Source organism: Microvirga subterranea (genome assembly GCF_003350535.1).
Lineage (GTDB): Bacteria > Pseudomonadota > Alphaproteobacteria > Rhizobiales > Beijerinckiaceae > Microvirga > Microvirga subterranea.
The window spans coordinates 1-24,026 of the sequence record NZ_QQBB01000021.1 but is presented as its reverse complement, the minus strand read 5'-3'; the positions used below and the strand labels follow the sequence as shown (position 1 = coordinate 24,026).

Here is a 24,026-nt window from a genome sequence, read left to right as displayed (position 1 = left end):
TCTCCATACCGGTACTTGTCGTTGACGATTATCAGACGATGATCCGGATCCTGCGCAACCTGCTCAAGCAGATCGGCTTCAAGGACGTGGACGACGCCTCCGACGGCACGGCGGCGCTGGCCAAGCTGAAGGAGAAGAAGTACGGGCTGGTGATCTCGGACTGGAACATGGAGCCGATGACCGGCTACGAGCTTCTGCAGCACGTGCGGGCAGACGAGGCGCTGAACTCGCTGCCGTTCATCATGGTGACGGCGGAGGCGAAGACTGAGAACGTGATCGCGGCCAAGAAGGCGGGGGTGAACAACTACATCGTCAAGCCGTTCAACGCGCAGACGCTCCAGGCCAAGATCGCCGCCGTCCTCGGCGGCGAATAGACAAGGCGGAACAACAGATGGGTGCGTTCAACCATTACGGCCGTGGAGCAACCGAGATGGAACTGCCATCCGAGACCGTTCAGGCACAGCGCCACGAGGAAATCATGGAGGCGATCACGTCTCTGCGCCAGCACGTGCAGCCTGCTCTGGAGGCCTCTCAAATGGTGCTGGAGGAGCGTCAGCATGACCTTCTGGAGGTGCAGCGCCTTAAGCTCGAACTCCAGATCATCGCCGAGGCGATTCAGCGGACGAAGCAGGAGATCGCCACGCTTCACTACGCGGGCGCACAGGGGCGGGAAATGGCTCGCGTCACCGACGAACTTGGGGCAGTCGTCTTTGGAACCGAGACGGCGACCCATTCGATTTTGGAGGCCGCCGAGGCAGTCGATGACCTAGCGGGCAATCTTGCAGCGCGGCTCTCGGGAGAGGAGGGCGATATGGCGCGCAGGATCGGCGAGCGCACCGTAGCAATCTTCGAGGCGTGCAACTTCCAGGACATTACCGGGCAGCGGATCAGCAAGGTGGTCGGCGCCATGCGCTTCGTCGAAGAGCGCGTCAGCCAGATGATCGAAATCTGGGGCGGACAGGAGCGGTTCAAGGACGTTCCAAGGTCTCCCGATCCGGATCGGGAGGGAGACCGTGCACTGCTCAACGGACCGGGCCTCGCCGCCGACGGCGATAGCCGATCACAGGACGATATCGACGCATTCTTCAAATAGATCATCCATTGTCGCAGCCGGGTCGCGGGCCTTGAGAGCCGAGACGCACATGCTCCTGGGTCACAGAACACCGGCACATCACAACCATCTCATATTGAATCGGGGTAACAATCATGAATCTTGATCTTTCCATACCGGTACTTGTCGTTGACGATTATCAGACGATGATCCGGATCCTGCGCAACCTGCTCAAGCAGATCGGCTTCAAGGACGTGGACGACGCCTCCGACGGCACGGCGGCGCTGGCCAAGCTGAAGGAGAAGAAGTACGGGCTGGTGATCTCGGACTGGAACATGGAGCCGATGACCGGCTACGAGCTTCTGCAGCACGTGCGGGCAGACGAGGCGCTGAGCTCGCTGCCGTTCATCATGGTGACGGCGGAGGCGAAGACCGAGAACGTGATCGCGGCCAAGAAGGCGGGGGTGAACAACTACATCGTCAAGCCGTTCAACGCGCAGACGCTTCAGGCCAAGATCGCCGCCGTCCTCGGCGGCGAATAGAACACGGGCTTCTCCCATGACCCCTCGGAAGAACTACCGGATAGAATCCCATCAGTCCGACATGGCGGGCGATCCATCAGCCACACAGCGCCATGCCGAGATCATGGAGGCCTTTGCGTCCCTCCGTGAGATCATGGAGCCCGCCCACAAAGTCTCCCACACGATCCTCGAAGAGCACAGGCGTGATCTCCAGGAGGCGATGAGGCTGAAGGTGGAGCTGGATTCGATATCCGAAGCGATCCAACGAACGAAGCAGGAAATCGCCACGCTTCATTATGCCGGTGCGCAGGGTCGCGAGATGGCCCGCGTCACGGACGAGCTTGGAGCAATCGTTCTCGGGACCGAGTCCGCCACAAACTCGATCCTCGCGGCGGCCGAGAAGGTCGACGAACTCGCAGCAAATCTCGCCGCCCGGGTGACCGGTGACGATAAGGAGATCGCCCGCGAGATCGCCGATCAGGTCATCAGCATCTTCGAGGCGTGTAACTTCCAGGACATTACCGGGCAGCGGATCGGCAAAGTGGTCGGCGCTATGCGCTTCGTCGAAGAGCGCGTCAGCCAGATGATCGAAATCTGGGGCGGGCTCGAGAGCTTCAAGGAGGTTGAGACCATCGAGGATCACCGTCGCACCGGGGACAAGGCTCTTCTGAACGGACCTGCTCTGGCGACCGAGGGCGGATGCACATCTCAGGATGACATCGACGCTCTGTTCGGGTGAAATGTCGCCACTCTCAAATGAAAGGAAGAGCATCAGTTGCTGATGCTCTTCGATCTTTGGGCTTCAAAAATATCCTGAAAATTCAAACGCGGAACGAGGTCGTAGCCTTACGCTCAAATGGTGTTCACGGGGTCACGCTTGTCCCTAAGGGCGGGCGTCTCGCGTCGTTCAAGACTCGCTCAAACGTCTGGAGGTCTAGCTCAGGATCGCCTGACTTGTTGCTGAGCAGAATACGCTGAATGGAGACGCCGACATAAAACCCGTGCAGAACAAGCTTGAAGAACACCGTCACCGACTGATGAACGAATTCCATGTCGAGAACGACTGCAGGCGACTTGCCCCACTCGAACTTGACGTCTGCGCAATGCCCATAGCTGAGCACTCCTTCCTTGAAGTGCAACTCGGTTGATGATTCGATCAGGTCGTCGATATTGGCATGAAGTTCGTTGCATATATAAGCAATGATGATGCTCGCGTCGGTCAAGCATAGCTCCGCCACGAAATCCTTGATGCAATGAGCAAGCGCCTTCTCATAAGGCCAGAGTTCGCTTTGCGCGCTTGATGGACGTGACTGGTGCTCTTGCTCTTCGGTCACTTCGACCTCGTGAAAATGAAGAATAGGATTTGAGCGACGGCTCGATAGAAGTCCGGGGGAATCATTCGATCCACCTCAACACTGTCGTACATGGATCTTGCGAGAGCCTTGTCTTCGACGACGGGAATTCCATGTTTCTCGGCGGTTTCGCGAATACGGATCGCGACAAGGTCAAGCCCCTTCGCCAAGACGAGAGGGGCAGTCGTCTCCTCTCGATTGTAGCGCAGAGCGATCGCATAGTGAGTCGGGTTCGCGATAACCACGGTTGCGCGAGGAACGGCGGCGAGCATTCTCCTGCGGGACCGATCCTGCGCCAGAGAACGAAGACGCGCCTTGACGAGTGGGTCGCCTTCGGCCTGCTTGAATTCGTCTTTGACCTCTTGCCGCGACATGCGCAGATCCCGATGCCAGCGGAAGCGCGACCACAGAAGGTCGGCAGCGACAAGAACGATGGTCGCGATGCTCACGGCGGAAACAAGCCGAATCGCCATCGTCAGGATCAATTCCGGGACGAGGCTCGGATCACTGAACATGGCGTTCACGACCTTGTACTGCTCTGATTGCAAGAGAAGAATAGAAACAATGCCAATTGTGAAGAATTTAAAAACGGATTTCAGAAATTCCACCTGGCCCGCTCGACCGAAGATGCGGCTCCACCCAGACATTGGCGAAATGCGAGACCACTGCGGACGAAGTCTCTCGCCGACGACTTGGGGAACATTCTGAAGGAGCGAAGCCGACAAGCCGGCGATCATCAGAATGATGACCATCGGAAGAATAAAGTACGCGGCCTCGATAGCTACCGTCTGGATCAGGAATGCTGCGTCGGTTCCCGTCGCGAGGGAGAAGCTCTTAGGATTATCGATGAACAGAGCGAGCTTCTCGGCAAGAAGCGAGACGCGCTGCTTAGCCACGAACACCAGGATGACCAGCATTGCGATGAACGACGCGAAGATCGGCGCCTCTCTCGAGACAGGAACATTGCCTTTCTCTATAGCGTCCCGGATCTTCTTATCTGTTGCGGCTTCGGTTTTACTTTCCTTATCCGTATCGTCAGACATGACGCACTACGGCCTATCGGATGTACGTGTCGCCATCGTCCTGGGAGTTCAGTTCGATCTCCCCGCGACCGGCCATTTCGAGAGCAAGGTCCGTTATGGCTCGACGGGCTTCGAGCACATCGCGCTGGGATGCAGGCTCCTTGCTGTTCAGCTCGTGCTCGACCATGCGGCGGACGCGTGAAGCCAGCGAACTGAGAATGATGTTGCGGAATGCCTCGTCAGTGCCCTTGAGGGCCAGCACGACCCGATCATTCGGGATCTGATCGAAGAGAGCGGTACGGGCGCGGGGCGTAAGTCCCACGATATCGTCGAAGGTGAAGAGAAGCCCTTTGAGGATCTCGGCCGATTTGGGACGAACTTCAGTCAGGCTTTGAAGCACTTCTTCCATGTGATCGCGTTCCATCTTGTTGATGATGTCCGCCATCTTGGCATGGGTATCGGCACCCATGTTCCGGGAGAAGTTGATCATGAAATCTTCGTGCAGCGTCTGCTCGATGATCCGCATCGTCTCGTCGACGATCGGCTTGAATGTCAGCATCCGCCGCATCAGGCCATTGCGCAGCGGCGGCGGCAGGTGGCCCATGACCTTCGCGGCGCAGGCCGGCTTCACCTTCGAGAGGATCAGGGCAGCTGTCTGCGGATGCTCCTTCATCAGATAGGTCGCGAGGGCGCTTTCCGACACTGTCGAAACACGGTCCCATATCGACTTGTTCGAGTTCCCGAGCACGTCTGACATGAGTTCGGCGATCTGCTCCGGCGGGAGAACGCCACTGAGAAGCTTCTCGACCTCGGCCGCCGTGCCGAAGAGACTCGCGCCGTTGGAAAATTGCGCCGAGAACTCTTCGATCAGCGTTTCGATCTGGGTTGGAGAGACCGGACCGAGCTCTGCAGCCGATCGGGTGATCAGCTTGATCTCGTCGGTGCTGAAATGCTTGAGCAACCGGCTGGCGGCTGGCTTACCCATTGCGAACAGGAGCGTCGCAACCCGTTCCGGCCCTTTGAGAGGGCGGGGGCCTTGGTTTGCCTTTACTGGGGAACGCACAGCCATTGCCGAAAGTCCGTTTATGCGTTGCTGTCAGAAGCGGGAGGTCCGACGATCTCGGTAAGGGACACGCCGAAACGTGAATTGTCGTCTTCGACCACGACAACCTCACCGCGCGCGATCACGCGCCCGTTGACCACCACATCGACCGGCTCACCGACGCGATGGTCGAGAGGGACGATCGCGCCGCGCCCGAGCTTCATCAGGTTTGCGACAGGCATCGTGGCCGATCCGAGGACGACCTGGATGAGAACCGGAATCCGAAGGATCGAGTCGAGGTTCCGGCCGCTGCCGAGCTTCTCGTCGCGAGAGCCCTGCGCACCGCTGAGACTGGCGTCGGCCATCGAGAAAAGTGCGTCGTTGTGCCGGGTGGTTTCATCCTGCGGCTGATCGCCTTGGCCCAGGCGGGACCTGTCGTTCATGGGAGATCACTCCTGTTGGGTTCTGGTTGCGTTCTGGCCGATGAACTGTCGTAGGCGCTCATGGCGAAAGGTGAAGTGCTTAGGCTTTGTTGATTCTGATTGCGAAGATCGAGGCGCGACTTAGGCGGTAGAGAGTCTCATAATGTCTTCGACGCCGAGGTACCCTGCAGGTGGCGGGCGGACTGGGTCGCCACCGCCAGCTGGGCCAAGACCTCTCGGGCCTCGTCAATCCGCGCTCCGAGCGCGTCGGCCACCTCTTTGCCTTCGGTGCCGAAGGCGCGCACCGCGTCGCCCGCCGTGCCGAGAGCAACGGATGCTTCCTGGAACAGACGCTTGTACTCGGCTTGAGAGGCGTCGAAGCGCTTCAGCTTCCTGTACATGGCGAGGACGCAGAGGCTGGTGATCACCAGGGCGGCGAAAAGAACCAGATTAACGAGAGAGGACATCATCGATGAACTCCTGCTCCTGATTGATGAACTCGTCGACGCGCAGAACGTAAGACCCTTCGGCCTTTCCGACGTGGCACCAGAAGAGGCCCTGGTCATTGCCCTCCAGCTTGACGCGGCTGCGCGGCGTCGCCTGAAGCTCAAGGACTTGCCCCACCTTGAGATCGGCGATTTCACCGAGGGAGAGATGCCGCTCTTCCAGGACCGCCTTCAGCGTCACTTCGGTCTTCTGAACCTCGGTCGCAATCTGCTTCGCCCAGCGAGGATCACGAGTCGAGGAGTCGCCTGACAGGACGCGTGCCAGGGTCTGCCGCATTGGGTTGAGGACCGATTGCGGAATGATTACGAACATCTCGCCGCCCCGGTTCAGCGACTGAAGGAGGAACTTGGCGACGACCGATTGGTTGTTGCGGCGGCCGATGACCGCGAAGTCCATGCGGGTCTCGAGGCGCTCGAACTTGAAGGGTGTATCCGCCACGAGAGCGAAGGAGGCCTGGAGGGCTTTGCCGACCTGCTCGAAGATGGCTTGCGCAAGACGGAGCTCGATGTTCGAGAATCCGCGCTCCTCGTCGACCGGGGGTTCCGACCCGTCCGAGCCCAGGAGGACTTCGACCATGGTGAAGATGAAGTCGCGGTCGAAGCCGACAAGCACGTGGCTGTCCCATTCGGGAGCGTGGAAGACGCCCGCGATGGCATTGGCCTCGTACATCTCGAGAATGTCCCCGATCCGCCCACTCTCGATCTCGCTGAGCGAGTAGTACATCGGGGAGGCGGCGAGGTGTCGAAGATGATCCGCGCAGAACGTGGTCATGCGATCGAAGATCACATGCAGCATGGGGAGCCTGTCGAGCGACAGGCCCGCCGCGTCGAGAAGCCGATCGCGGATATCGTTGGCGTTCTGGGTCGTGGCCATGATCAGGCGGCCTCTTTCTGCGCGTCACCCCGTGCACCGCCCGGAATGGTGGCGGCCTCGACCTCGTCGATAGTCGGACGGTCCGAAGACGAGATGGCCTTGCGGCCATGCTCGACGGCGATCTGGGGGAGGGCGCCGTTCATGAAGGCGAGCAGCGACTGCTTGACGATGACATAGACGCGGCACTGCTTCTCGCGCGTGGTCTTAACCTTCGTGGCCAGCGGCGCCAGGATGGCATAGGACATGAAGATGCCAGCAAAGGTTCCGACGAGCGCCGCTCCGATGAAGCTGCCGAGGAGCTGGGGCGACTGATCGAGAGCGCCCATCGCTTTCACGATTCCAAGGACGGCCGCGACGATGCCGAGCGCCGGCAGGGCCTCGGATACCATGGTCAGAGTTGTATACGGCTTCGCCTTGTCGCGCTTCAATGTTGCGATCTCCTCGTCCATCAGCGCCTCGATCTCGTGAGGGCGGGCATTACCGATGATGATGAGGCGCACGTAGTCGCAGATGAAGAGAGTCAATTCCGGGTTCTTCTGGATGCTGGGAAAGTTGCTGAAGATCTCGGAACCCTGAGGATCGTCGATATGGGCTTCCACCTCGTTGCGCGGCTTGGCGCGCAGCTCGCGCAGGAGAGCGTAAAGCAAGCCGAGAAGAGCAAGGTAGTCGGCGCGCTTCGGGGTCGCGCCCTTCAGTGCCTCGACGGTTGCCCGCCCGGTGTCCTTCACTACCGGCATGGGATTGGCGATGATGTACGTGCCAACCGCAATGCCGCCGATGATGACGAACTCCCAGGGCTGCCAGATGACGGCAAGGTGGCCGCCCATGGCGGCAAACCCGCCGAAAAGGGACCCGATCGCAATGACTAAGCCAATGATGACGCCCAACGGTCTGGCCTCTCTCAGCAATTTCCTGATGCCGGAAAGATAGGTTCAGAGGCTTGCGCGAGGCTGGAACGCGATCTGGTCAGGCTGGGACAAGCTAGGGTGCCTAGGGTGGCAGGATCGAGGTAGTGCCCATGCTGACGACATATACCAGTTACCAGCTCATCACCAGGGATCTGCAGAAATCGCTGGATCGAACCGCATCCAGTCCGGTGACAGCGCGAGAGACCAAGTACTATCTCGAGAACATCGGGAAGGCGAAGTCGATCGACGACTTTCTCGGCGACTACAGGCTTTACAGCTATGCCATGAAGGCCTTTGGCCTCGAGGACATGACCTACGCAAAGGCCTTCATGCGAAAAGTCCTGACCGAGGGCGTCGACGATACCAAGAGCTTCGCGAACAGGCTGACCGACAAGCGCTACAAGGAATTTGCGACGGCCTTCAACTTCGCCCGCTACGGGGAACTGGCGACGACGTTCGAGGCGGCAAAGCAAGGCACGGTCGACAAGCACATTCGCCAGAAGCTCGAGCTTTCGGCCGGTGAAGACGACCAAGGCGTTCGGCTCGCTCTCTACTTCGCGCGCAAGGCCCCCGAGATCAAGAACGCGTTCGAGATCCTGGCCGATCCGGCACTCCTCGAAGTCGTCCAGACCGCATTCAATATTCCAAAGGAAGTCGGAACGGGCAGCATCGATGCCCAAGCAGCGATGATCAAGAAGCGTCTCGATCTCGACAGCTTGAAGAACCCCAAGGAAGTGGAGCGGTTCCTCAAACGCTTTGCCATCATGTGGGATGCGAAAAACAATCAGGCGACATCCCCCGTCCTTACTCTCTTCACGGGGGCGTCGTCAGCATCTGGTTTGGACATGGATTCTGTGATCAGCCTTCAGAACATCAAGCGCGGGGGCTTCTGAGATGCAATCTGCGCTTTACGTTGCGCTTTCGGCGCAGGTCGCACTTGAGCGACGGATGAACACGGTCGCGCAGAATGTCGCCAATCTCAATACCGGCGGATACCGTGCTGAGGAGGTGAAGTTCGAGACCATTCTGTCTCAGGCGGGGGCAGGACCGGTTGCATTCTCGTCACCGGGCGAGTCCTTCGTATCGCAGCGCGCCGGGCCAGTCAGCAAGACGGACAACCCGCTCGACGTCGCGATCCAGGGTGATGCCTGGCTCGCTATGAACACGCCTTCCGGCACCGTCTACACGCGCGACGGCCGCATGAAGATGACGGAAGCGGGCGAGCTCCAGACGATGGACGGCCACCCGGTCCTGGATATGGGAGGTGCGCCGATCGCCCTTGATCCGCAGGCTGGTACCCCGACGATCGGGCGCGACGGAATGATCTCTCAGGGGGGCAATCAGGTCGGTGCTCTTGGTCTCTTCCGCATTGACCCACGCAGCAAGATGACGCGCTTCGCGAACTCTGGATTTATGCCGAGCCGCCCGGCAGCGGCTGTGCAGGACTTCACGTCAATCAGCGTACAACAAGGCTATGCCGAGGGTGCGAACGTCAATCCGGTCATCGAGATGACAAAGATGATCATGATCTCCCGCACGTTCGAGAGCGCGGCATCGACCATCTCTGAGACCGAATCTTCGCTGATGAGCGCCATCCGCACCCTCGGACCTGGATCGTAGGGCTGCATTTGGCCTGCGGCATCACTCCGCCGACAATCCTGATGCTCCTAGGGGTTCTGCAATAGGGTCATGAAATCGTGGGCGCACTGAAACAACTGGAAGAGACTGTCTTAAGCGGTCTTCAATCGTTGCCGAAGGTCCGGGTGAGCGGCGTGGTCCGCGAGGTCACGCCCAGCTTCTACCGCGCAGCGGGCCTGTCCGAGTTCGTAAAGCTCGGGGATAGGGTCGGGTTCGATGCCAACGGCAGGCGCCATGCCGGAGAGGTCGTCCGGATCGACGAGAATGGCGTCACCATCAAGCCATTCGACGGCCGCGTCGAAGCCGCGCTTGGGATGCGCTCCTACGTCATGAGCGACATGGGGCTCAACCCTGATGCAAGCTGGCGCGGCCGGGTCATCAATGCCCTGGGTGAGCCTGTCGACGATCTTGGGCCGCTCCTGCCGGGAGCGAGGGCTGTGCCATTCGACGCTCAGCCGCCGAATGCGATGACCCGGGCGAGGGTCAACAAGCCGCTCAAAACGGGTGTCAGAGCGGTCGATCTGTTCACACCGATCTGCGAAGGACAGAGAATCGGCATCTTCGCGGGTTCCGGTGTCGGCAAGTCTACCTTGCTGTCGATGCTCGCGCGATGCGAAGGTTTCGACACCATCGTGGTGGCGCTCGTCGGAGAGCGCGGACGTGAGGTTCGGGAGTTTCTCGAGGGGCCGATCGAGCCGAATAGGGCGCGCTCCGTCATCGTCGTCTCGACCGGCGACGAAAGCCCGATGATGCGCCGGCAGGCTCCACGGACGGCGCTTTCGATTGCAGAATACTTTCGGGACCAAGGCGACTCCGTCTTTCTTATCGTCGACTCCGTCACGCGCTTTGCCCATGCAGCACGCGACGTCGCTCTGGCGGCCGGCGAGCCGGCGGTGGCGCGCGGCTACACACCCAGCGTCTTCAGTGACCTGCCCCGCCTGCTTGAGAGGGCTGGTCCGGGCGCGGAAGGAAAGGGATCGATCACGGGCGTGTTCTCGGTCCTGATCGACGGCGACGATCACAACGATCCGGTTGCGGACAGCATTCGTGGCACGCTGGATGGCCACATCGTCCTCGATCGCGCCATCGCCGACCAGGGGCGCTACCCCGCCATTAACGTCTTGGGTTCGATCTCGCGCCTTGCCGACCAAGTGTGGACGTCTGAACAGAAGGAACTGGTGAGGAGATTGCGAACCTTGATCGCACGGTTCGAGGATACGCGCGATCTTCGCCTCATGGGTGGCTACCACCCGGGCACTGACCAGGAGCTTGATCAGGCGGTCGTCATCGTTCCCAAGATCTACGAAGCTTTGCGGCAGGATCCTCCGATGCCTGTCAGTACAGACGCCTTCTCCGAACTCGCGCAGCTTCTAAGGGGATGATGACTGCGGCAGAGGATCCGCAAGCAGACCATCGCGCCGGATGCCTTCCGCTAAAGCCAGCCTCGCACAAGCCAAAGCGCTTTTACTGTAAACACGACAATATTTTTGGAGCCCAGCATGAGTCTCTATGGCGTTCTCCGTACCGGCGTCTCTGGAATGAACGCCCAATCCAACAAGCTGGGCACTGTTGCAGAGAACATCCAGAATGCGAGCACGACCGGCTATAAGCGGGCTTCGACGGAGTTCTCGTCTCTGATCCTGTCGTCCGGCAAGGGCGCCTACAATTCCGGTGCGGTGACGACCACGGTCCGATATTCGATTGGAGATCAGGGACCCATCACCTACACCACGTCGGGCAGCGACCTTGCCATCTCGGGGAACGGCTTCTTCGTCGTGTCCGACAAGACGGGAACTCCTTATCTCACCCGCGCCGGCAACTTCGTGGTCGACGGTCCGACCGGAAACCTGGTTAACGCGGCTGGTTTCCAGCTCATGGGCTACAGCCTCGCCGGCGGCGACCCTAGCGTGGCGCTCAATAGCCTGACGGGATTGCAGCCGATCAACATCAACTCGATGGCGATGCAGGCGCGCCCCTCCACGAGCGGCGTGTTCACTGGCAACCTTCCCTATGGAGCGGATCCCGTCTTGCCCGCTGATCGTCCGCCGACGGGATCGACCTTCACCAAGAAATCGTCGCTCGTGACCTACGACAATGTCGGTAACGAGGTGAAGCTCGATATCTACCTCACCAAGGCTACCGGTAATACCTGGGAGGTCGCCATTTATGACGCCTCGAACCCGGCCGCGTTTCCGGCATCGCCCCTTGCTACGCCGACGACACTGACCTTTGACGGGACCGGGCAGCTGTCGGGGCCTGTGCGCTCGGCAACCGTGCCCATCCCCAACGGCCAGTCGTTCACGCTCGACATGACCGGCATGACCCATCTCGCGGGTGACTATCAGGTTACAGGCGTTTCGAACGGCAATGCGCCTACGGCGGTCAAGGGAGCGGAGTTCGGTGCGGACGGAACGGTTTTCGCGGTCTATGAAGACGGAACGCGGATTGCCGCCTACAAGATCCCGCTGGCGAACGTGCCAAGCCCGGATAACCTCACTGCGCGCGCAGGCAACGTCTACGAGGCCAGCATCGAGTCGGGCAGCATCCAGGTCGGCTTCCCGCAACAGGGCGGGCTCGGATCGATTTCCGTCGGTGCTCTCGAGCAGTCGAATGTCGACATCGGCACTGAGTTGACGGCCATGATCGAGGCGCAGACGGGCTACACTGCGAACTCCAAGGTTTTCCAGACCGGATCCGAGCTTCTCGACGTCCTCATGAGCCTGAAGCGCTGAGCCTGAAGCCGAAAATTCGTTGGAGTAAGACGCTATGGGCTTATCGCTCGCGCTCAATACCGCCCGCTCGTCGCTGCAGGCCTCATCCACGCAGATGTCCGTCATCTCGCGCAACAACGCAGGTGCAACGGACGCGACATACTCCCGGAAGATCGCCTCCCTGGTAACGGCCGACGGAGGCGTCAGGATCTCTGTTCGCCGTTCTAGCGACACGGCCCTGTTCTTCAAGATGCTGTCGACCACCTCCAATGCGGCCGCCCAGCAGGCCGTTCTGGAAGGGTATGATAAGCTGAAGAATACGGTCGGCGACACGTCGCTCAACCAATCCGCGGCTGCAAAGATCGGCGCCCTCAATTCCGCACTCGCGCAATATGCGAACAAGCCCGATGATGCAAATCTCGGCCGCGCTGTCGTCGATCGCGCCGGTGAGCTCGCGACGATGCTCAACGAGGCGACAAAGACTGTCCAGAGCGCGCGCAAGGAGGCCGATACCAAGATCGCTGAGTCGGTCGGGCGCGTGAACGATCTTCTCGGCCAGTTCGAAACGGCAAACAAGGCAGTCATTCAGGGCTCGGCAGCCGGGATCGACATCAGCGATGCCCTCGATGCCCGAGACAAGATCCTGGCGCAGCTCTCCGAGGAGATGGGAATCACGGTCTCGACCCGTGAGAACAACGACATGGCCATCTATACGGACAGCGGCGTGACGCTGTTCGAGAAGACGCCACGGTCTGTTACGTTCAACCCGACATCGGCTTTCGCCCCTGGTACTGTGGGATCGGCCGTCTACGTGGATGGCGTTCAGATCACCGGCCAAGGGCCAATGCCGATTCATGCCGGAAGGCTTGTCGGCCTCGTCGCTGTGCGCGACGACATCACCGTCACCTATCAGGGGCAGCTGGATGCCATCGCAGCGACCCTCATCGACGCATTCGGTGAGGCAGATCCGTCGGCAACGCCGCCGGTCGGTCCGAAGGTCGCGGGCCTTCTGACCTATAGTGGATCGGGCGCCCCAGCTATGCCATCGGGTGCAGGCCTGGTCGGTTTGGCCGGACGGATCACAACGAACCCGGGAATCGATCCCTCCAAAGGCGGGGCCGTCGAAGCGCTCAGGGACGGTCTGACATATACTTATAATCCCGGCGGTATCGGCGGGAATGCTGCGTTCGCCGAGCGCCTCAATGCGATTGCCACAGGTATGAATGCGGATCGGACCTTCGATCCGGCTTTGGGGCACGGCGCTCCCGCCAGTCTTCAGGCCTTCTCGACGTTCTCGGCTGCATGGCTCGAATCCGGACGCAAGACGGCTTCGGCCGAAGTCGACTATCGGGTGACGCTCCTGGGCCACGCATCGGAGGCCTTATCCAATGCGACCGGCGTGAATATGGACGACGAAACGGCACTGATGCTTCAGGTCGAGAAGTCGTACTCGGCCTCGGCAAAGCTCCTCTCGGTCATCGACGAGATGCTCCGTACACTGTTGAACGCGGTGAACTAAGATCATGAGAACGACCTTCGTCTCGACCCTGAGCCTTCTCAACTCACCCAGAACGAATGCCGCGAAACTGCAGGCAGAGCTTGCCAAGGCAAATACAGAGATCACGACCGGCCGCTACGCCGATGTCGGCCTGCAGCTTGGGCACCGTGTCAGCCAGAGCATCACGCTCAGGCAGGAGCATGCCGACCTTTCCGCCCTCACGGACGCAAATGCACTGACGTCGATCCGTCTCAGCGTCACCAAGTCGTCGCTCGACAATGTTCGTGAGATGGCGGACGCGTTCCTGAACACGGTGCTGTCGGTTCCTTCAAGCCCGACCGGGCCGGCGATTATTCAGCAAACGGCTCAGGCCAACCTGAAAAGCCTGATTGCCGAGATGAACCAGGTGGCGAACGGGCAATACATCTTCGCGGGGACCGACACGAAGCAGAAGCCGCTAGCCGAGTTCACCGCCACGTCGGCCGGAAAGGTCGCCATCGACACAAGGTTCGCCTCGTTCTTCGGCTTTGCGCAGAGTTCAGCGTCCGCCAAGGGGATCACTGCTTCGCAGATGAGCACGTTCCTCGACACTGCATTCACTCCCCTGTTCGACGAGGCGAATTGGTCGGCAAACTGGTCTTCCGCCCAAAGCCAGAACATCGAGAGCCGCATATCGCCCGTCGAGAAGATGGAGACCTCGACCAATGCGAACGAGGCCGCCTTCCGCAAGCTCGCTATGGCTTACACGATGGCCTCGGAGCTTGCGATCGCCGATCTTCCTGAGACGACCCGGCAGGTCGTCATCGACAAGCTTGTCGAGACTGTCGGAGCGGCGTCGACGGAGATTGTCCAGATCCAGGCGAATCTCGGAATGGTCGAGAAAAGAATTTCCGACGCGAATGAAAGGATGGGCCTTCAACAAGCTTATCTTAACGAAGGTGTCGGCAATCTCGAGGGAGTTGATCCCGCGGAAGCAAAGACACGCGTCGATTCTCTGACGACGCAAATCCAGATGTCCTATTCATTGACGTCGCAACTTCGGCAACTGAGCCTTCTCAACTACATCTAATCCAGTTCAGGGTGCGCAATGTACCGTTTTTCTTATGCTGAGATCCTTGAAGATTCTTCCGGTGAGTGCCGTGAGCGGGAGAAGCTCGCGTTCGATCGCGCGATAGACCTGCTAAGGGAGGCAGCCTCCAAGGGCTCGAAATCCCTGGCGGGCAGAGAGGCAGTTTCCTTCGTGCAACGCCTCTGGGGCATTCTGATCGATGACCTGCTGAGTGCCGACAATGGTTTACCGGACGCTCTCCGGGCAGAGCTCGTCTCGATCGGGCTCTGGATCATGAAGGAAACCGACCTCATTCACCAAGGGCGGTCGGAGAACTTCACAGCTCTGATCGATATCAACACCATGATCCGTGACGGTTTGAGATGAGCAGGTCGATGCATCTTTCTCTGCGTGCGGGTGAGCGGATCTTTATCAACGGCGCCGTTCTTCGCGCGGATCGCAAGGTAACGATCGAGCTCCTCAACGATGCCACGTTCCTGCTGGAGAACCATGTTCTGCAGGTCGAGGACGCGACGACACCGCTCCGCCAGCTCTACTTTGTCGTGCAGGCCGTGTTGATCGATCCTGCCAGTGCCGATAGGGCTCTGGGAGTGTTTCGGGACCTTCATGCGGCCACGGTCGCGGCATTCTCGAATGAGGAGGTCGTCAACGGCCTCCGGAACGTCGCGGATCTGGTTGGCGCAGGTCGTCCGTTCGATGCACTCAAGGTCATCCGAAGCCTCTTCCCCGTAGAGGCTGCCATCATTCAGGGCGGTGCCAAGACGGCTCCGACCCAGGCAGCATAAGGTCAGGGATACGACAATGGACGTCAACAGTGTGATGACCGCGAACGCGACGCAGCGTTCGTCCACGACGACTTCGACATCAAAGTCGTCGGCCGCAACACTCAACTACAACAATTTCCTGAAGCTGCTCCTGCAGCAGATGAAGAACCAGGATCCGACCGAGCCAATGAAGTCGACCGACTACATGGCGCAGCTCGCGACTTTCTCGCAGGTAGAGCAGAGCATGATCGGCAATTCCAAGCTGGACGCCCTCCTGTCGTCTTCGGCCCTGTCGCAGGCCGACAGCGTAATCGGCCGGACAGTGACATCCGCCGACGGGCAGATTTCGGGGCAGGTCGCCTCGGTCCGCATCACGAGCGACGGGGCGTTGGCAAAGCTCGCCGACGGGAGCGAACTTCTTCTCGGCCCCGGTATCGTGATCAGCTGACCATGAACGAGGTCGATGCGCTCGAACTGGTCCGGACGGCGATCTGGACGATTCTGATCGGTGCAGGGCCGGCCGTCGCCGCCGCGATGGCGGTCGGCATCATCGTCGCCCTGATCCAGGCTTTGACCCAGATTCAGGAAGTGACCTTGACCTTCATTCCCAAGATCATCGTCATCCTCCTTGTGACGTTGCTCACAGGCTCCTTCGTCGGATCTCAGATTTTCGCCTTCACTGAGCAGGTGTACGGTCGCATTACGACGGGCTTCTGATCGCCCCTCCTCTTGCGGATATGAGGGTGCACGGGCGGTAGGGGACCCTCGCGCAAGCTTGATGCTCGAACTTTCCGGCCAACGATAACCGGAAGATGGATTCGAGCCGACATGGCGACAGCCGACGTTATAACGCTGGAACGTGCCAAGAGCAGGGACCTGGCTTTTGCGGGCGGTATCGTCTGCATTCTTGCAATTCTCTTCCTGCCGATCCCGCCCGTTCTCATCGACATGGGGCTCGCTTTGTCGATCGCGGTTTCGGTTCTCATCCTGATGGTGGCGCTCTGGATCCAGAAGCCTCTCGAATTCTCCGCTTTCCCGACGGTCCTTCTGATCGTCACGATGCTTCGCCTCGCGCTGGGAATCGCGACGACGCGCATGATCCTGTCCAACGGCCACCACGGCGTGTCCGCCGCCGGACATGTGATCAACGGCTTCTCCCAATTCGTGATGAGCGGCGATTTCGTCATCGGTATCGTCGTCTTCATCATTCTCATCACGGTCAACTTCCTCGTCATCACGAAGGGTGCCACCCGCATCGCGGAAGTTGGCGCACGCTTTACGCTCGATGCCATTCCGGGCAAGCAGATGGCTATCGATGCCGACCTGAATGCCGGGCTGATCGACGACAAGGAGGCGCAGCAACGCCGACGTGAGCTCGAGGAAGAAAGCGCCTTCTTCGGCTCCATGGACGGCGCGTCTAAGTTCGTCCGAGGCGAGGCGGTCGCGAGCCTGATCACCATTGCGGTCAACATCTTCGGCGGCATCATCATCGGCGTGACGCGCCATGGCATGCCGCTCTCCAAGGCTGCCGACGTGTTCACGAAGCTCTCTGTGGGCGACGGCCTCGTGTCGCAGATCCCGGCGCTCATCGTCTCGCTGGCGGCGGGCCTTCTCGTCTCGAAAGGGGGCACCCGAGGGACTGCCGAACAGGCCGTCATGGGCCAGCTCGGCGCCTATCCGCGTGCGTTGATCGTCTCCGCCGCCTTGATGTTCCTCTTCGCAATCGTGCCCGGGATGCCCTTGATCCCCTTCGCAGCGCTCGGCGTCCTGCTGGGATTCGTCGCCTATACGATTCCGAAGCGGCTTGCCGAGCAGCAGGCCGCCGCCAAGGCCAAGGCGGCAGCCGTCGAGGAGCAGAGCCGCGTCGAGACGAAGGACTCCGTCAAGGAATCGTTGAAGACTGCCGAGATCGAACTCTGCCTCGGCAAGCACCTGTCGGTGCAGTTGCTGAGCAAGCACGGAGAGATCGCCCACCGCGTCAACAAGATGAGGCGGAAGTTCGCGCAGCAATATGGCTTCGTGGTGCCGGACATCAAACTGTCGGACAGCCTTTCGCTTCCTCCAAAAAGCTATCAGGTCAAGATCCACGGGTCCGTCATCGCCACGCAGGAGACCCGCCCGGGTGAGCTCCTGGTCGTCCTCGGCGATGGTCCAACCCCCGACGTGCCGGGGGATGAGGTCCGGGAGCCGGCCTTCGGCATGCGGGCCATGTGGATCTCCGATGCCTACGCGGCGGAGGTCAAGCGAGAGGGCTTCAGTCCTGTCGACAGCAATTCCGTCCTTCTTACGCACTTGAGCGAGGTCATCCGGAACAACCTCCCTCAGCTCCTGTCCTACAAGGACATGCGGACCCTCTTCGACAGGCTCGACCCAGAGTACAAGCGGCTGATCGATGATATCTGTCCGTCGCAGATCTCATACTCCGGCCTCCAGGCCGTGCTGAAGCTCCTCCTGGCCGAGCGTGTATCGATCCGGAATCTGCACCTGATCCTGGAGGCGATCGCCGAGATCGCGCCTCATGCCCGTCGGACCGAGCAACTGGTCGAGCATGTGCGCATGCGCATCTCGCAACAGATCTGCGGCGATCTTGCCGAGGGCGGCGCCCTCAACGTGCTCCGGCTCGGAAACCGTTGGGATCTGGTCTTTCATCAGAGCCTTCGCCGGGACCAGAAGGGCGACGTGATCGAGTTCGACATCGATCCGCGCCTCGTCGAGCAGTTCGGAACAGAGGCGACGGAGGCCATCAAGCAGAAGCTGAAGGAGGCACACAGCTTCGCCATCGTCACGGCGCCCGACGCGCGACCCTATGTCAGGATGATCATCGAGCGCCTGTTCCCCACCCTGCCGGTGCTGTCGCACCTGGAGATCGCCAGAGGGGTGGAGATCAGGTCGCTCGGGACGATCTCATGATCGCCGCAACACCCGAGACGTTCCTGGCGGTGTTTCTGATCTTTTGCCGGGTCGGCGGCTGCCTGCTCGTCGTTCCCGGGTTCTCGAGCGTGCGCATACCTCCGCAGATCAGGCTGTTCATCGCCCTGGCGGTTTCGCTGGCACTTTCCCCGATGCTCATCGGGAGATTCCAGGCGATCCTCAAGGATCAGCTCCCCGTCACGACGTTGTGGTGGATCTTTTCCGAAACGCTGACCGGTTTCCTGATCGGGCTTCTCGGACGCATCTTCTTCCTCGCTCTTCAGACGATGACGACGGCCATCACCATGGCAATCGGCTTCGGGGCCATTCCCGGTACGCCGATCGAGGAGACCGAGCCGATGTCGGCACTCGGCTCATTGATCATGATGGTGGCGACTGCGCTCATCTTCCTGTCCGATCTGCACTGGGAGCTGTTTCGTGGACTGATTGCTTCCTATTCCCGCCTGCCTCCGGGGGATGCATTCGGCGCACAGTTTGCGCTGGTTCAGCTTGCAGACCAGATCACCGCAGCCTTCGTTCTCGCTCTGCGCATCAGCAGTCCCTTCATTGCCTATTCGGTCATCGTGAACCTCGCAGTCGGCATCACGAACAAATTGACGCCGACCATTCCCGTCTACTTCCTGGCGACGCCCTTCATCCTCGTCGGAGGTTTCTTCATTCTATACTTTCTTCTCAACGAGTTCATGCTCCTGTTCATGGCAGGATTCGTGTCGTGGCTGAGCAGGGGCTAGATACGCATGGACAAAAGACTTCAAAAGACGAAGCGCCTGCTGAAGGTGCAGGAGCAGCTCCATCAGATTGCGGAATGGAAGCTCGCCAGCCTGCAGCGTCAGGTCGCCGAACTGCAGAATACGCAGCACGCGCTCATCGCCACCCTCAACGATGATCAGTTGCTGCATGGACTCTTCGTCGAGGCAAGGTCGCGTAGGCTCCAGACGCTGGCTGCGGAGGAGGGGCGGGTAAAAGTGGCCGAGGCCGAGCAGAAGAAGGCGGCGCTGGACCACGCCATGCAGGTCAAGCGAACGGAGCGGATGGTCGAGACCCTCTCGGTCGAATATCGCAGAGCCGTCGAGAAAAAGGACTATCTCGCGCTCCTCGACAGTCTCGCCACGAAGACAGACGCAAGCCTCCCGTAAGCTAGGCGCGCTAGAACGCGAGGGAGACTGCAAGAGGACCTCATGGCAATCAGCTTGCCCTCAGATATCGTGCTCGATGTGGCCAAGGCTGCCGATCCCGCCAAGTATCAGGCGGCCGCGAAACGGCTTTCCGAGCTATCCGCCCCTACGGGGGCGACAGAATTCGCGAACGTGTTTAACACGATCGGCAGCCGCCCGACGACGCGCATTCCGACGGACCCCCACACCGTGGTGACTGCCCTTCAGAATCGGACAACCCTGTCGGCCGACAAGAAGGACGACACGTATCAGCAGTTCGAAGCCTTTGTTCTTCAGACATTCGTCGAGTCAATGATGCCGAAGAACGCCGACAGCGTGTTCGGTAAGGGAACGGCGGGCAACATCTGGAAATCGATGATGGCCGAGCAGATGGCCGGCCAGCTCGCAAAGGCCGGCGGAATCGGTATTGCGGCGCATGTGCTCGCATCCAGATCGAATGCGGAGCGCTCCGAGCGAGATGAGGCTGCCGACGAAACGGCGGGTGTGACGTCACAACTGTAAACGATTTGCGTGTCGCGCCCGATCGGACCTGAGAGGGTCTGGCGGGGATTGCGACGGGACTGTAGCAAGGGGATCTTTAACGATGATCATCAACTCCATCGAGCGCCTTGAGGAAACGATCGACGCCGAGACTGCGGCGCTCCTTGCCCATTCGTTCGTCGATCAGCAGGAATTCAACCGACGCAAGAGCCAGAGCCTTCTGGAACTGAGCCGTCTCGCACGCGGCCTGCGGAAGGAAGCGGTCACGCCCGAGCTCGCGGAGCGGCTGCAGTCGCTTCGGGATAAGCTCGAGACCAACAACTCCGTGCTGGAGATGAACCTTCGCGCCGTCCAGGAAGTGGCGGACATCGTATCCAAGGCCATCCAAAGCTCCGAGTCGGATGGCACCTATTCGGCGGTCGGACACTACTAGAGTGACATGAGATGGCGAGGATCTTGGTCACCGGCTTCTGGATTTGCGCGATCACGCTTCTGTCCTGCTACGCGGCGGTCTACTGGGACACCGGCATGCAGAAGAAGAAGGGCGAGGACTACCTTGAGGGGCTGGAGTACCAGAAGGTCCGCCCAATCAACGTCCCTGTCATCGCGGAAGGAGCCGTGCAGGGATACATCGTCGCGACCCTCGTGTTCACGGCTGACGCGAAGACCTTGCGTACGCTGACGGTGTCGCCGCAGACCTTCATCGTCGACGAGGCATTCCGCCAGATCTACGCGGACGAGACGCTCGATTTCCGTCGGTTGTCGAAATACGACGTCAACGGCCTACTTGCCAATGTACGGCGTAGCGTCAACGAGCGCATGGGCGCAGACATCGTTAAGGATGTGCTGATCGAGAACTTCAACTTCGTCAACAAAAGCGACGTCCGATCCTGATGGTCCGCGGAGCGCGGGCTGAGCGAGGAGCGCTCCGCAACGGTTCCTTCTACGTGGGGCCCCGCGCGAGCGACTGGAAGCGCTCGTCGACCAGGGCCTGGCTGACGGCCTTCATGCCGCGCTTGCCGGATGCGAGGATCATGCCGCCAGAAACGCGGTGCGTGCCGGAAAACCGGTAGCAAAGGACGTTCGCCGCCTCAAGTCTAGCGGATGCTCCTGCGACGAAGCCTTGCAGGGAGGATGGAGGTTCGCTCAATCCTTGAACGATCTCGATTCCATTCAAGGTCCCGACAATGGAATACGGGGTGAGATAGAGGCGCTTCTGTCTTTGGAACGCCACGGCTTGAAGTTGTGGCGCGAGCGATACGATCGTCTTCGGATCGAAGTGCAATAATCCTTCGAATGTGACTGTACCCTGCGCCGACCGGAAATCGTCGAGAACGGCCAAAGCGGTAAGGTCGTCCGTCATCACATAGAAGCGACGGTGCACGTAGTCGGGGCCATAGACATTGCTCCGGACCTCGCAGATCCGGACGTCGTCGATGGACTGCTCGGAATGCAGCCAGCTCGTGCCCGCGCCCTGCTCACGGCCGTCGGGAACCGCGACGTTGTGTGCGCGCGAGGACATCAGATAGTTTCGGGCCGCGCCGATCTCATGCTGGGTCGATCCGCCTGAATCGACGATCCAGCGGACCCCTCCGCTGGAGAACACGAAAGAGGTTGCATCGAAGTGGCCATGCGAATTGTGCTGCTCGGAGAGGGATGCACAGAAATAGGCCCAGTCTCTGCCCTGCTCGTACGAACGCGCAGCCAGGATCCCCTGGCGCGGCAATGGGATGAAGCGCGCCCCACGCGGATAGGAGAGCTCCGCTTTGATCTCGTCGTGCCCGAGCCATTCCTGCCCGTAGCGCGTCATGAGGCGACGCAGCCAGGAGGCGTGATGGATGCCGGCGGGCATATCGCCGAAGCCGGGCAGCATTCCGCCGGGATCCGTGATCTTGATGAGGTTCAGGACGGCACGAGAAAGGCGCGGCGACAAATGCTCCCGCAGTGCAGCGCTCTCCGGTATGGGCTCAAGCGCCTCTTCGAGAATGAGGCCGAGCGAGACGGCCTCCAGCTGACAGTGCAACGATCGCTCGAAGAAGGTACCCGCGGGGCTGATCAGCTCGTCGAACCCCTGTCGGAGAGATGCGAGCGCCAATGACATCCAGTATGTCGCGAGCGGGACCCGCGGCAGAGCCGCGGCAAGCGCCAGCAGTGAGCCGCTTACATGGAGCTGATGGATCGAATGGCTGAACACGTTTTGACCGATGATCTCGGCGAGAGCGAAGCCGTGCCGCACGATCTCGCCCAGCAGCTCGAGCAGGGACGCTGAATCCGGAGTTGTGCGTGCGGCCATCGCCTGAGCAAGGACGTCGAGCAGGGCCTCGGTCCGCGTGGCCATGGCAAGGGGATGAAGGCTCAGGTCGTCCGCTGGCTGTCCCCATGGATTGGTACGCGACCAGGCAAGGGCGAGCGCAACGGAACGGTTGATGGATTCTGGATCATCGCCTTTCGAGATGTCGGCAAGCCACGCGAGCGACTGGAACTCGTGGCGCCAGGCGAGCGAGCGGAAGGGATCCTCGGTCCAGTCCGATGCCTCCGGCAGGCGCCATCCCGTGCAGCCGGCAAGGTGCAACTCCTCGTCAAGAAACATCCTGCTTTCGCCCCGTTGCAGCGAACGGAGGTTGGCATGGATGCTCAGGCGAGCCGCGAGAGCGGGCGGATCGAGGAGGTTGGCGAGCCGGTCCGGCGCAGCCTGGCCGGCTGCAAGGATGGGAACCGGCAGGCGCTCGCTGAGGTGCTTGAGGAACGAGACTCCGTCCGCCTGCTCGTCTCCGCCGATGTTCTCGAGGAGCAGTCCGACCTCCAGTGACACCTCGAGTGGCATGACCAGTTCGACGCTCGCATCCTCCCGCAGAACCTGGAAGCCGATCTCGACGCTCGCAGCGGTGGGCGGAGGAGTGAGTTCCAGCGTGAAGCGGCGCGCCTGGATATGGGCCGGGACGTTCACGAAAGCGCCAATGAGCGGCGCCGTTTGCGTGTCGGCGTAGGGCAGGGGAAGCTCCTGCCCTCGTTCATCCCGATAGACGATCCGCGCCAGGGCGCCGTCCTTTCTCTCGCCGTTTGTGACAATCTGTCCGCGTACGAAGAGCGGACGGCCGGGGACGATGTTGTAGCGGATCCATTCCGGCTCGGGGCCGAGCGCTTTCCAGGTGCGGGACACCCGCGCTGTCGCAAGGAGCTCGTTGTCGCTGTGGGCCGCCGGCGTTTCGGCAGCGAACGCTTCCTCGCCGCTCGTCTGCACGAACTGGCGAAGCGTCGGGTTCGAGACATGGAAATGATGAGAGTTGCGCCATCCGCGGACACTGATCGCCACTTGACGCGTCGGAGCCGGGACGAAGAACGTACAGCGAAATCTGCTCGTCGCTCCCTTGCCGCCGGCCTTGGAGGCTGCATCGGGTCCTGCCACGAAGACGTTGAACGGGTCGATCTGGGCGCGTGACAATCCCGGCACGTAAGAGAAGTCGATGCTGGAGCCGTCCTCCATCAGGAACGCAACACCGACGGCCGCGAAGTTGTGGACGTTGCGTGCGGCCTCCTCGGCATGAGGCGTCACCTCGAAGCTGAACTCGCACCAGACGTCCGGGCTCACGTCCTGATAATTCAGGACGATGCGAGACCAGCGATTCTTGGTGGCGATGATGTGCTGCCCGTCCGTGGCGCCCGGAAGGGAGTCGCCAGCATGCTGGATCGAGCTTGGCAGAAGTCGTTTCACGCCTGACATGAAGGCAGCATCGCTCCGGAGGTCGAGGGAAGCGGCGGCCGGACGCAGGAGCCGCCGGGACGCGTCGAACGTCTCCGAACCATGTTTGAAGGGTGGATGCAAGAGCGCATCGTCTCCCGGAGGCGCGACGATGGCGCGCTCCGGCGTGTGCCTGCACTCTGCTCCGTGAGAGGCGGATCGGAAATTCGCGCTGCTTCGGTTCACCCGACGAAGGTGTATCCGATGTATCGCTTGGCTTCGATGGGATCGTGTCCGAGGCGGGCGCGCAGCTTCTTGCGCAGCTTGCTGACATGGCCCTCGATCACGCTCTCCTCGACGTCGTTGGAGTAGATGCCGTAGAT

29 protein-coding genes are annotated in these 24,026 nt (G+C 60.5%); 20 read left to right on the top strand and 9 right to left on the bottom strand.

Features of this window, described 5'->3' with window-relative positions; translation table 11 throughout:
* The 4 genes from DES45_RS24165 to DES45_RS24150 form a co-directional block, all read left to right on the top strand.
* The coding region (locus tag DES45_RS24165; RefSeq protein ID WP_245571876.1) for a response regulator at positions 1-374 on the top strand (374 nt) is incomplete at its 5' end.
* A 56-nt stretch (positions 375-430) separates the two neighbouring features.
* Complete coding sequence (locus DES45_RS24160; protein WP_114773462.1) at positions 431-1,093, top strand: protein phosphatase CheZ; 663 nt, start codon at positions 431-433, stop codon at positions 1,091-1,093.
* 113 nt (positions 1,094-1,206) lie between these two features.
* Positions 1,207-1,593 carry a response regulator gene (locus tag DES45_RS24155; RefSeq protein ID WP_114773454.1) on the top strand — a complete coding sequence of 129 codons (387 nt, stop codon included), beginning with the start codon at positions 1,207-1,209 and terminating at the stop codon, positions 1,591-1,593.
* Positions 1,594-1,609: 16 nt separating this feature from the next.
* On the top strand, positions 1,610-2,311 hold the full coding sequence (locus tag DES45_RS24150; protein ID WP_114773452.1) for a protein phosphatase CheZ: 702 nt from the start codon (positions 1,610-1,612) through the stop codon (positions 2,309-2,311).
* Between the two features lie 124 nt (positions 2,312-2,435).
* Here the strand turns inward: DES45_RS24150 and DES45_RS24145 are convergent, their stop codons facing one another.
* From DES45_RS24145 to motA, 7 genes are all read right to left on the bottom strand, one after another.
* Positions 2,436-2,906: a hypothetical protein gene (locus DES45_RS24145; RefSeq protein WP_210271923.1), complete on the bottom strand. Its 471-nt coding sequence runs from the start codon at positions 2,904-2,906 to the stop codon at positions 2,436-2,438.
* Positions 2,903-3,967, bottom strand: a complete 1,065-nt coding sequence (gene flhB / locus DES45_RS24140; RefSeq protein ID WP_114773450.1) for a flagellar biosynthesis protein FlhB — start codon at positions 3,965-3,967, stop codon at positions 2,903-2,905. The genes DES45_RS24145 and flhB overlap by 4 nt, the downstream gene beginning before the upstream one ends.
* A 13-nt stretch (positions 3,968-3,980) precedes the next feature.
* A complete protein-coding gene (locus tag DES45_RS24135; RefSeq protein WP_114773448.1) occupies positions 3,981-5,015 on the bottom strand; it encodes a flagellar motor switch protein FliG in 1,035 nt (344 codons plus the stop codon).
* A gap of 14 nt (positions 5,016-5,029) precedes the next feature.
* Entirely contained in the window at positions 5,030-5,353 is a 324-nt protein-coding gene (gene fliN, locus DES45_RS24130; RefSeq protein WP_114773458.1) for a flagellar motor switch protein FliN, read from the bottom strand.
* Positions 5,354-5,568: 215 nt separating this feature from the next.
* Complete coding sequence (locus DES45_RS24125) at positions 5,569-5,880, bottom strand: hypothetical protein (protein ID WP_245571875.1); 312 nt, start codon at positions 5,878-5,880, stop codon at positions 5,569-5,571.
* Entirely contained in the window at positions 5,861-6,790 is a 930-nt protein-coding gene (locus DES45_RS24120) for a flagellar motor switch protein FliM (protein WP_114773447.1), read from the bottom strand. The genes DES45_RS24125 and DES45_RS24120 overlap by 20 nt, the downstream gene beginning before the upstream one ends.
* Positions 6,791-6,792: 2 nt before the next feature.
* Entirely contained in the window at positions 6,793-7,677 is an 885-nt protein-coding gene (gene motA, locus DES45_RS24115) for a flagellar motor stator protein MotA (protein ID WP_114773444.1), read from the bottom strand.
* Between the two features lie 131 nt (positions 7,678-7,808).
* Between motA and DES45_RS24110 the strand changes: the two genes are divergently transcribed.
* The 16 genes from DES45_RS24110 to DES45_RS24035 all read left to right on the top strand — a co-directional run bounded on the left by DES45_RS24110 (position 7,809) and on the right by DES45_RS24035 (position 20,858).
* On the top strand, positions 7,809-8,591 hold the full coding sequence (locus DES45_RS24110) for a DUF1217 domain-containing protein (protein WP_114773442.1): 783 nt from the start codon (positions 7,809-7,811) through the stop codon (positions 8,589-8,591).
* 1 nt (position 8,592) lies between these two features.
* On the top strand, positions 8,593-9,318 hold the full coding sequence (flgF, locus tag DES45_RS24105) for a flagellar basal-body rod protein FlgF (RefSeq protein ID WP_114773440.1): 726 nt from the start codon (positions 8,593-8,595) through the stop codon (positions 9,316-9,318).
* Positions 9,319-9,395: 77 nt separating this feature from the next.
* Positions 9,396-10,718, top strand: a complete 1,323-nt coding sequence (gene fliI, locus DES45_RS24100) for a flagellar protein export ATPase FliI (RefSeq protein WP_114773438.1) — start codon at positions 9,396-9,398, stop codon at positions 10,716-10,718.
* Positions 10,719-10,835: 117 nt separating this feature from the next.
* The gene (locus DES45_RS24095) at positions 10,836-12,068 is read left to right on the top strand and encodes a flagellar hook protein FlgE (protein ID WP_114773436.1); all 1,233 of its coding nucleotides are present in this window, start codon (positions 10,836-10,838) and stop codon (positions 12,066-12,068) included.
* Positions 12,069-12,102: 34 nt separating this feature from the next.
* Positions 12,103-13,566: a flagellar hook-associated protein FlgK gene (gene flgK / locus DES45_RS24090; protein ID WP_114773434.1), complete on the top strand. Its 1,464-nt coding sequence runs from the start codon at positions 12,103-12,105 to the stop codon at positions 13,564-13,566.
* Positions 13,567-13,570: 4 nt separating this feature from the next.
* Positions 13,571-14,614: a flagellar hook-associated family protein gene (locus DES45_RS24085; RefSeq protein WP_114773432.1), complete on the top strand. Its 1,044-nt coding sequence runs from the start codon at positions 13,571-13,573 to the stop codon at positions 14,612-14,614.
* 18 nt (positions 14,615-14,632) lie between these two features.
* The gene (flaF, locus tag DES45_RS24080) at positions 14,633-14,980 is read left to right on the top strand and encodes a flagellar biosynthesis regulator FlaF (protein ID WP_114773430.1); all 348 of its coding nucleotides are present in this window, start codon (positions 14,633-14,635) and stop codon (positions 14,978-14,980) included.
* On the top strand, positions 14,977-15,399 hold the full coding sequence (flbT, locus tag DES45_RS24075; protein ID WP_425374310.1) for a flagellar biosynthesis repressor FlbT: 423 nt from the start codon (positions 14,977-14,979) through the stop codon (positions 15,397-15,399). Before flaF ends, flbT begins: the two co-directional genes overlap by 4 nt.
* A 16-nt stretch (positions 15,400-15,415) precedes the next feature.
* The gene (gene flgD, locus DES45_RS24070) at positions 15,416-15,826 is read left to right on the top strand and encodes a flagellar hook assembly protein FlgD (protein WP_114773426.1); all 411 of its coding nucleotides are present in this window, start codon (positions 15,416-15,418) and stop codon (positions 15,824-15,826) included.
* 2 nt (positions 15,827-15,828) lie between these two features.
* Complete coding sequence (fliQ, locus tag DES45_RS24065) at positions 15,829-16,095, top strand: flagellar biosynthesis protein FliQ (RefSeq protein WP_114773424.1); 267 nt, start codon at positions 15,829-15,831, stop codon at positions 16,093-16,095.
* 111 nt (positions 16,096-16,206) lie between these two features.
* A complete protein-coding gene (gene flhA / locus DES45_RS24060; protein ID WP_114773422.1) occupies positions 16,207-18,288 on the top strand; it encodes a flagellar biosynthesis protein FlhA in 2,082 nt (693 codons plus the stop codon).
* Positions 18,285-19,040 carry a flagellar biosynthesis protein FliR gene (gene fliR, locus DES45_RS24055; RefSeq protein ID WP_114773420.1) on the top strand — a complete coding sequence of 252 codons (756 nt, stop codon included), beginning with the start codon at positions 18,285-18,287 and terminating at the stop codon, positions 19,038-19,040. Before flhA ends, fliR begins: the two co-directional genes overlap by 4 nt.
* Before the next feature lie 6 nt (positions 19,041-19,046).
* Complete coding sequence (locus DES45_RS24050) at positions 19,047-19,445, top strand: hypothetical protein (RefSeq protein ID WP_114773418.1); 399 nt, start codon at positions 19,047-19,049, stop codon at positions 19,443-19,445.
* A 42-nt stretch (positions 19,446-19,487) separates the two neighbouring features.
* A complete protein-coding gene (locus DES45_RS24045; protein WP_114773416.1) occupies positions 19,488-19,985 on the top strand; it encodes a rod-binding protein in 498 nt (165 codons plus the stop codon).
* Positions 19,986-20,067: 82 nt separating this feature from the next.
* Positions 20,068-20,397: a flagellar protein FlgN gene (locus DES45_RS24040; RefSeq protein ID WP_114773414.1), complete on the top strand. Its 330-nt coding sequence runs from the start codon at positions 20,068-20,070 to the stop codon at positions 20,395-20,397.
* A gap of 11 nt (positions 20,398-20,408) precedes the next feature.
* The gene (locus tag DES45_RS24035) at positions 20,409-20,858 is read left to right on the top strand and encodes a hypothetical protein (protein WP_114773412.1); all 450 of its coding nucleotides are present in this window, start codon (positions 20,409-20,411) and stop codon (positions 20,856-20,858) included.
* A 49-nt stretch (positions 20,859-20,907) separates the two neighbouring features.
* Here DES45_RS24035 and DES45_RS24030 read toward each other — a convergent pair whose 3' ends face one another.
* The gene (locus tag DES45_RS24030) at positions 20,908-23,685 is read right to left on the bottom strand and encodes a heparinase II/III domain-containing protein (RefSeq protein WP_147282504.1); all 2,778 of its coding nucleotides are present in this window, start codon (positions 23,683-23,685) and stop codon (positions 20,908-20,910) included.
* A 200-nt stretch (positions 23,686-23,885) separates the two neighbouring features.
* A partial coding sequence (locus DES45_RS24025; protein ID WP_210210250.1) for a winged helix-turn-helix domain-containing protein occupies positions 23,886-24,026 on the bottom strand: 141 nt, incomplete at its 5' end.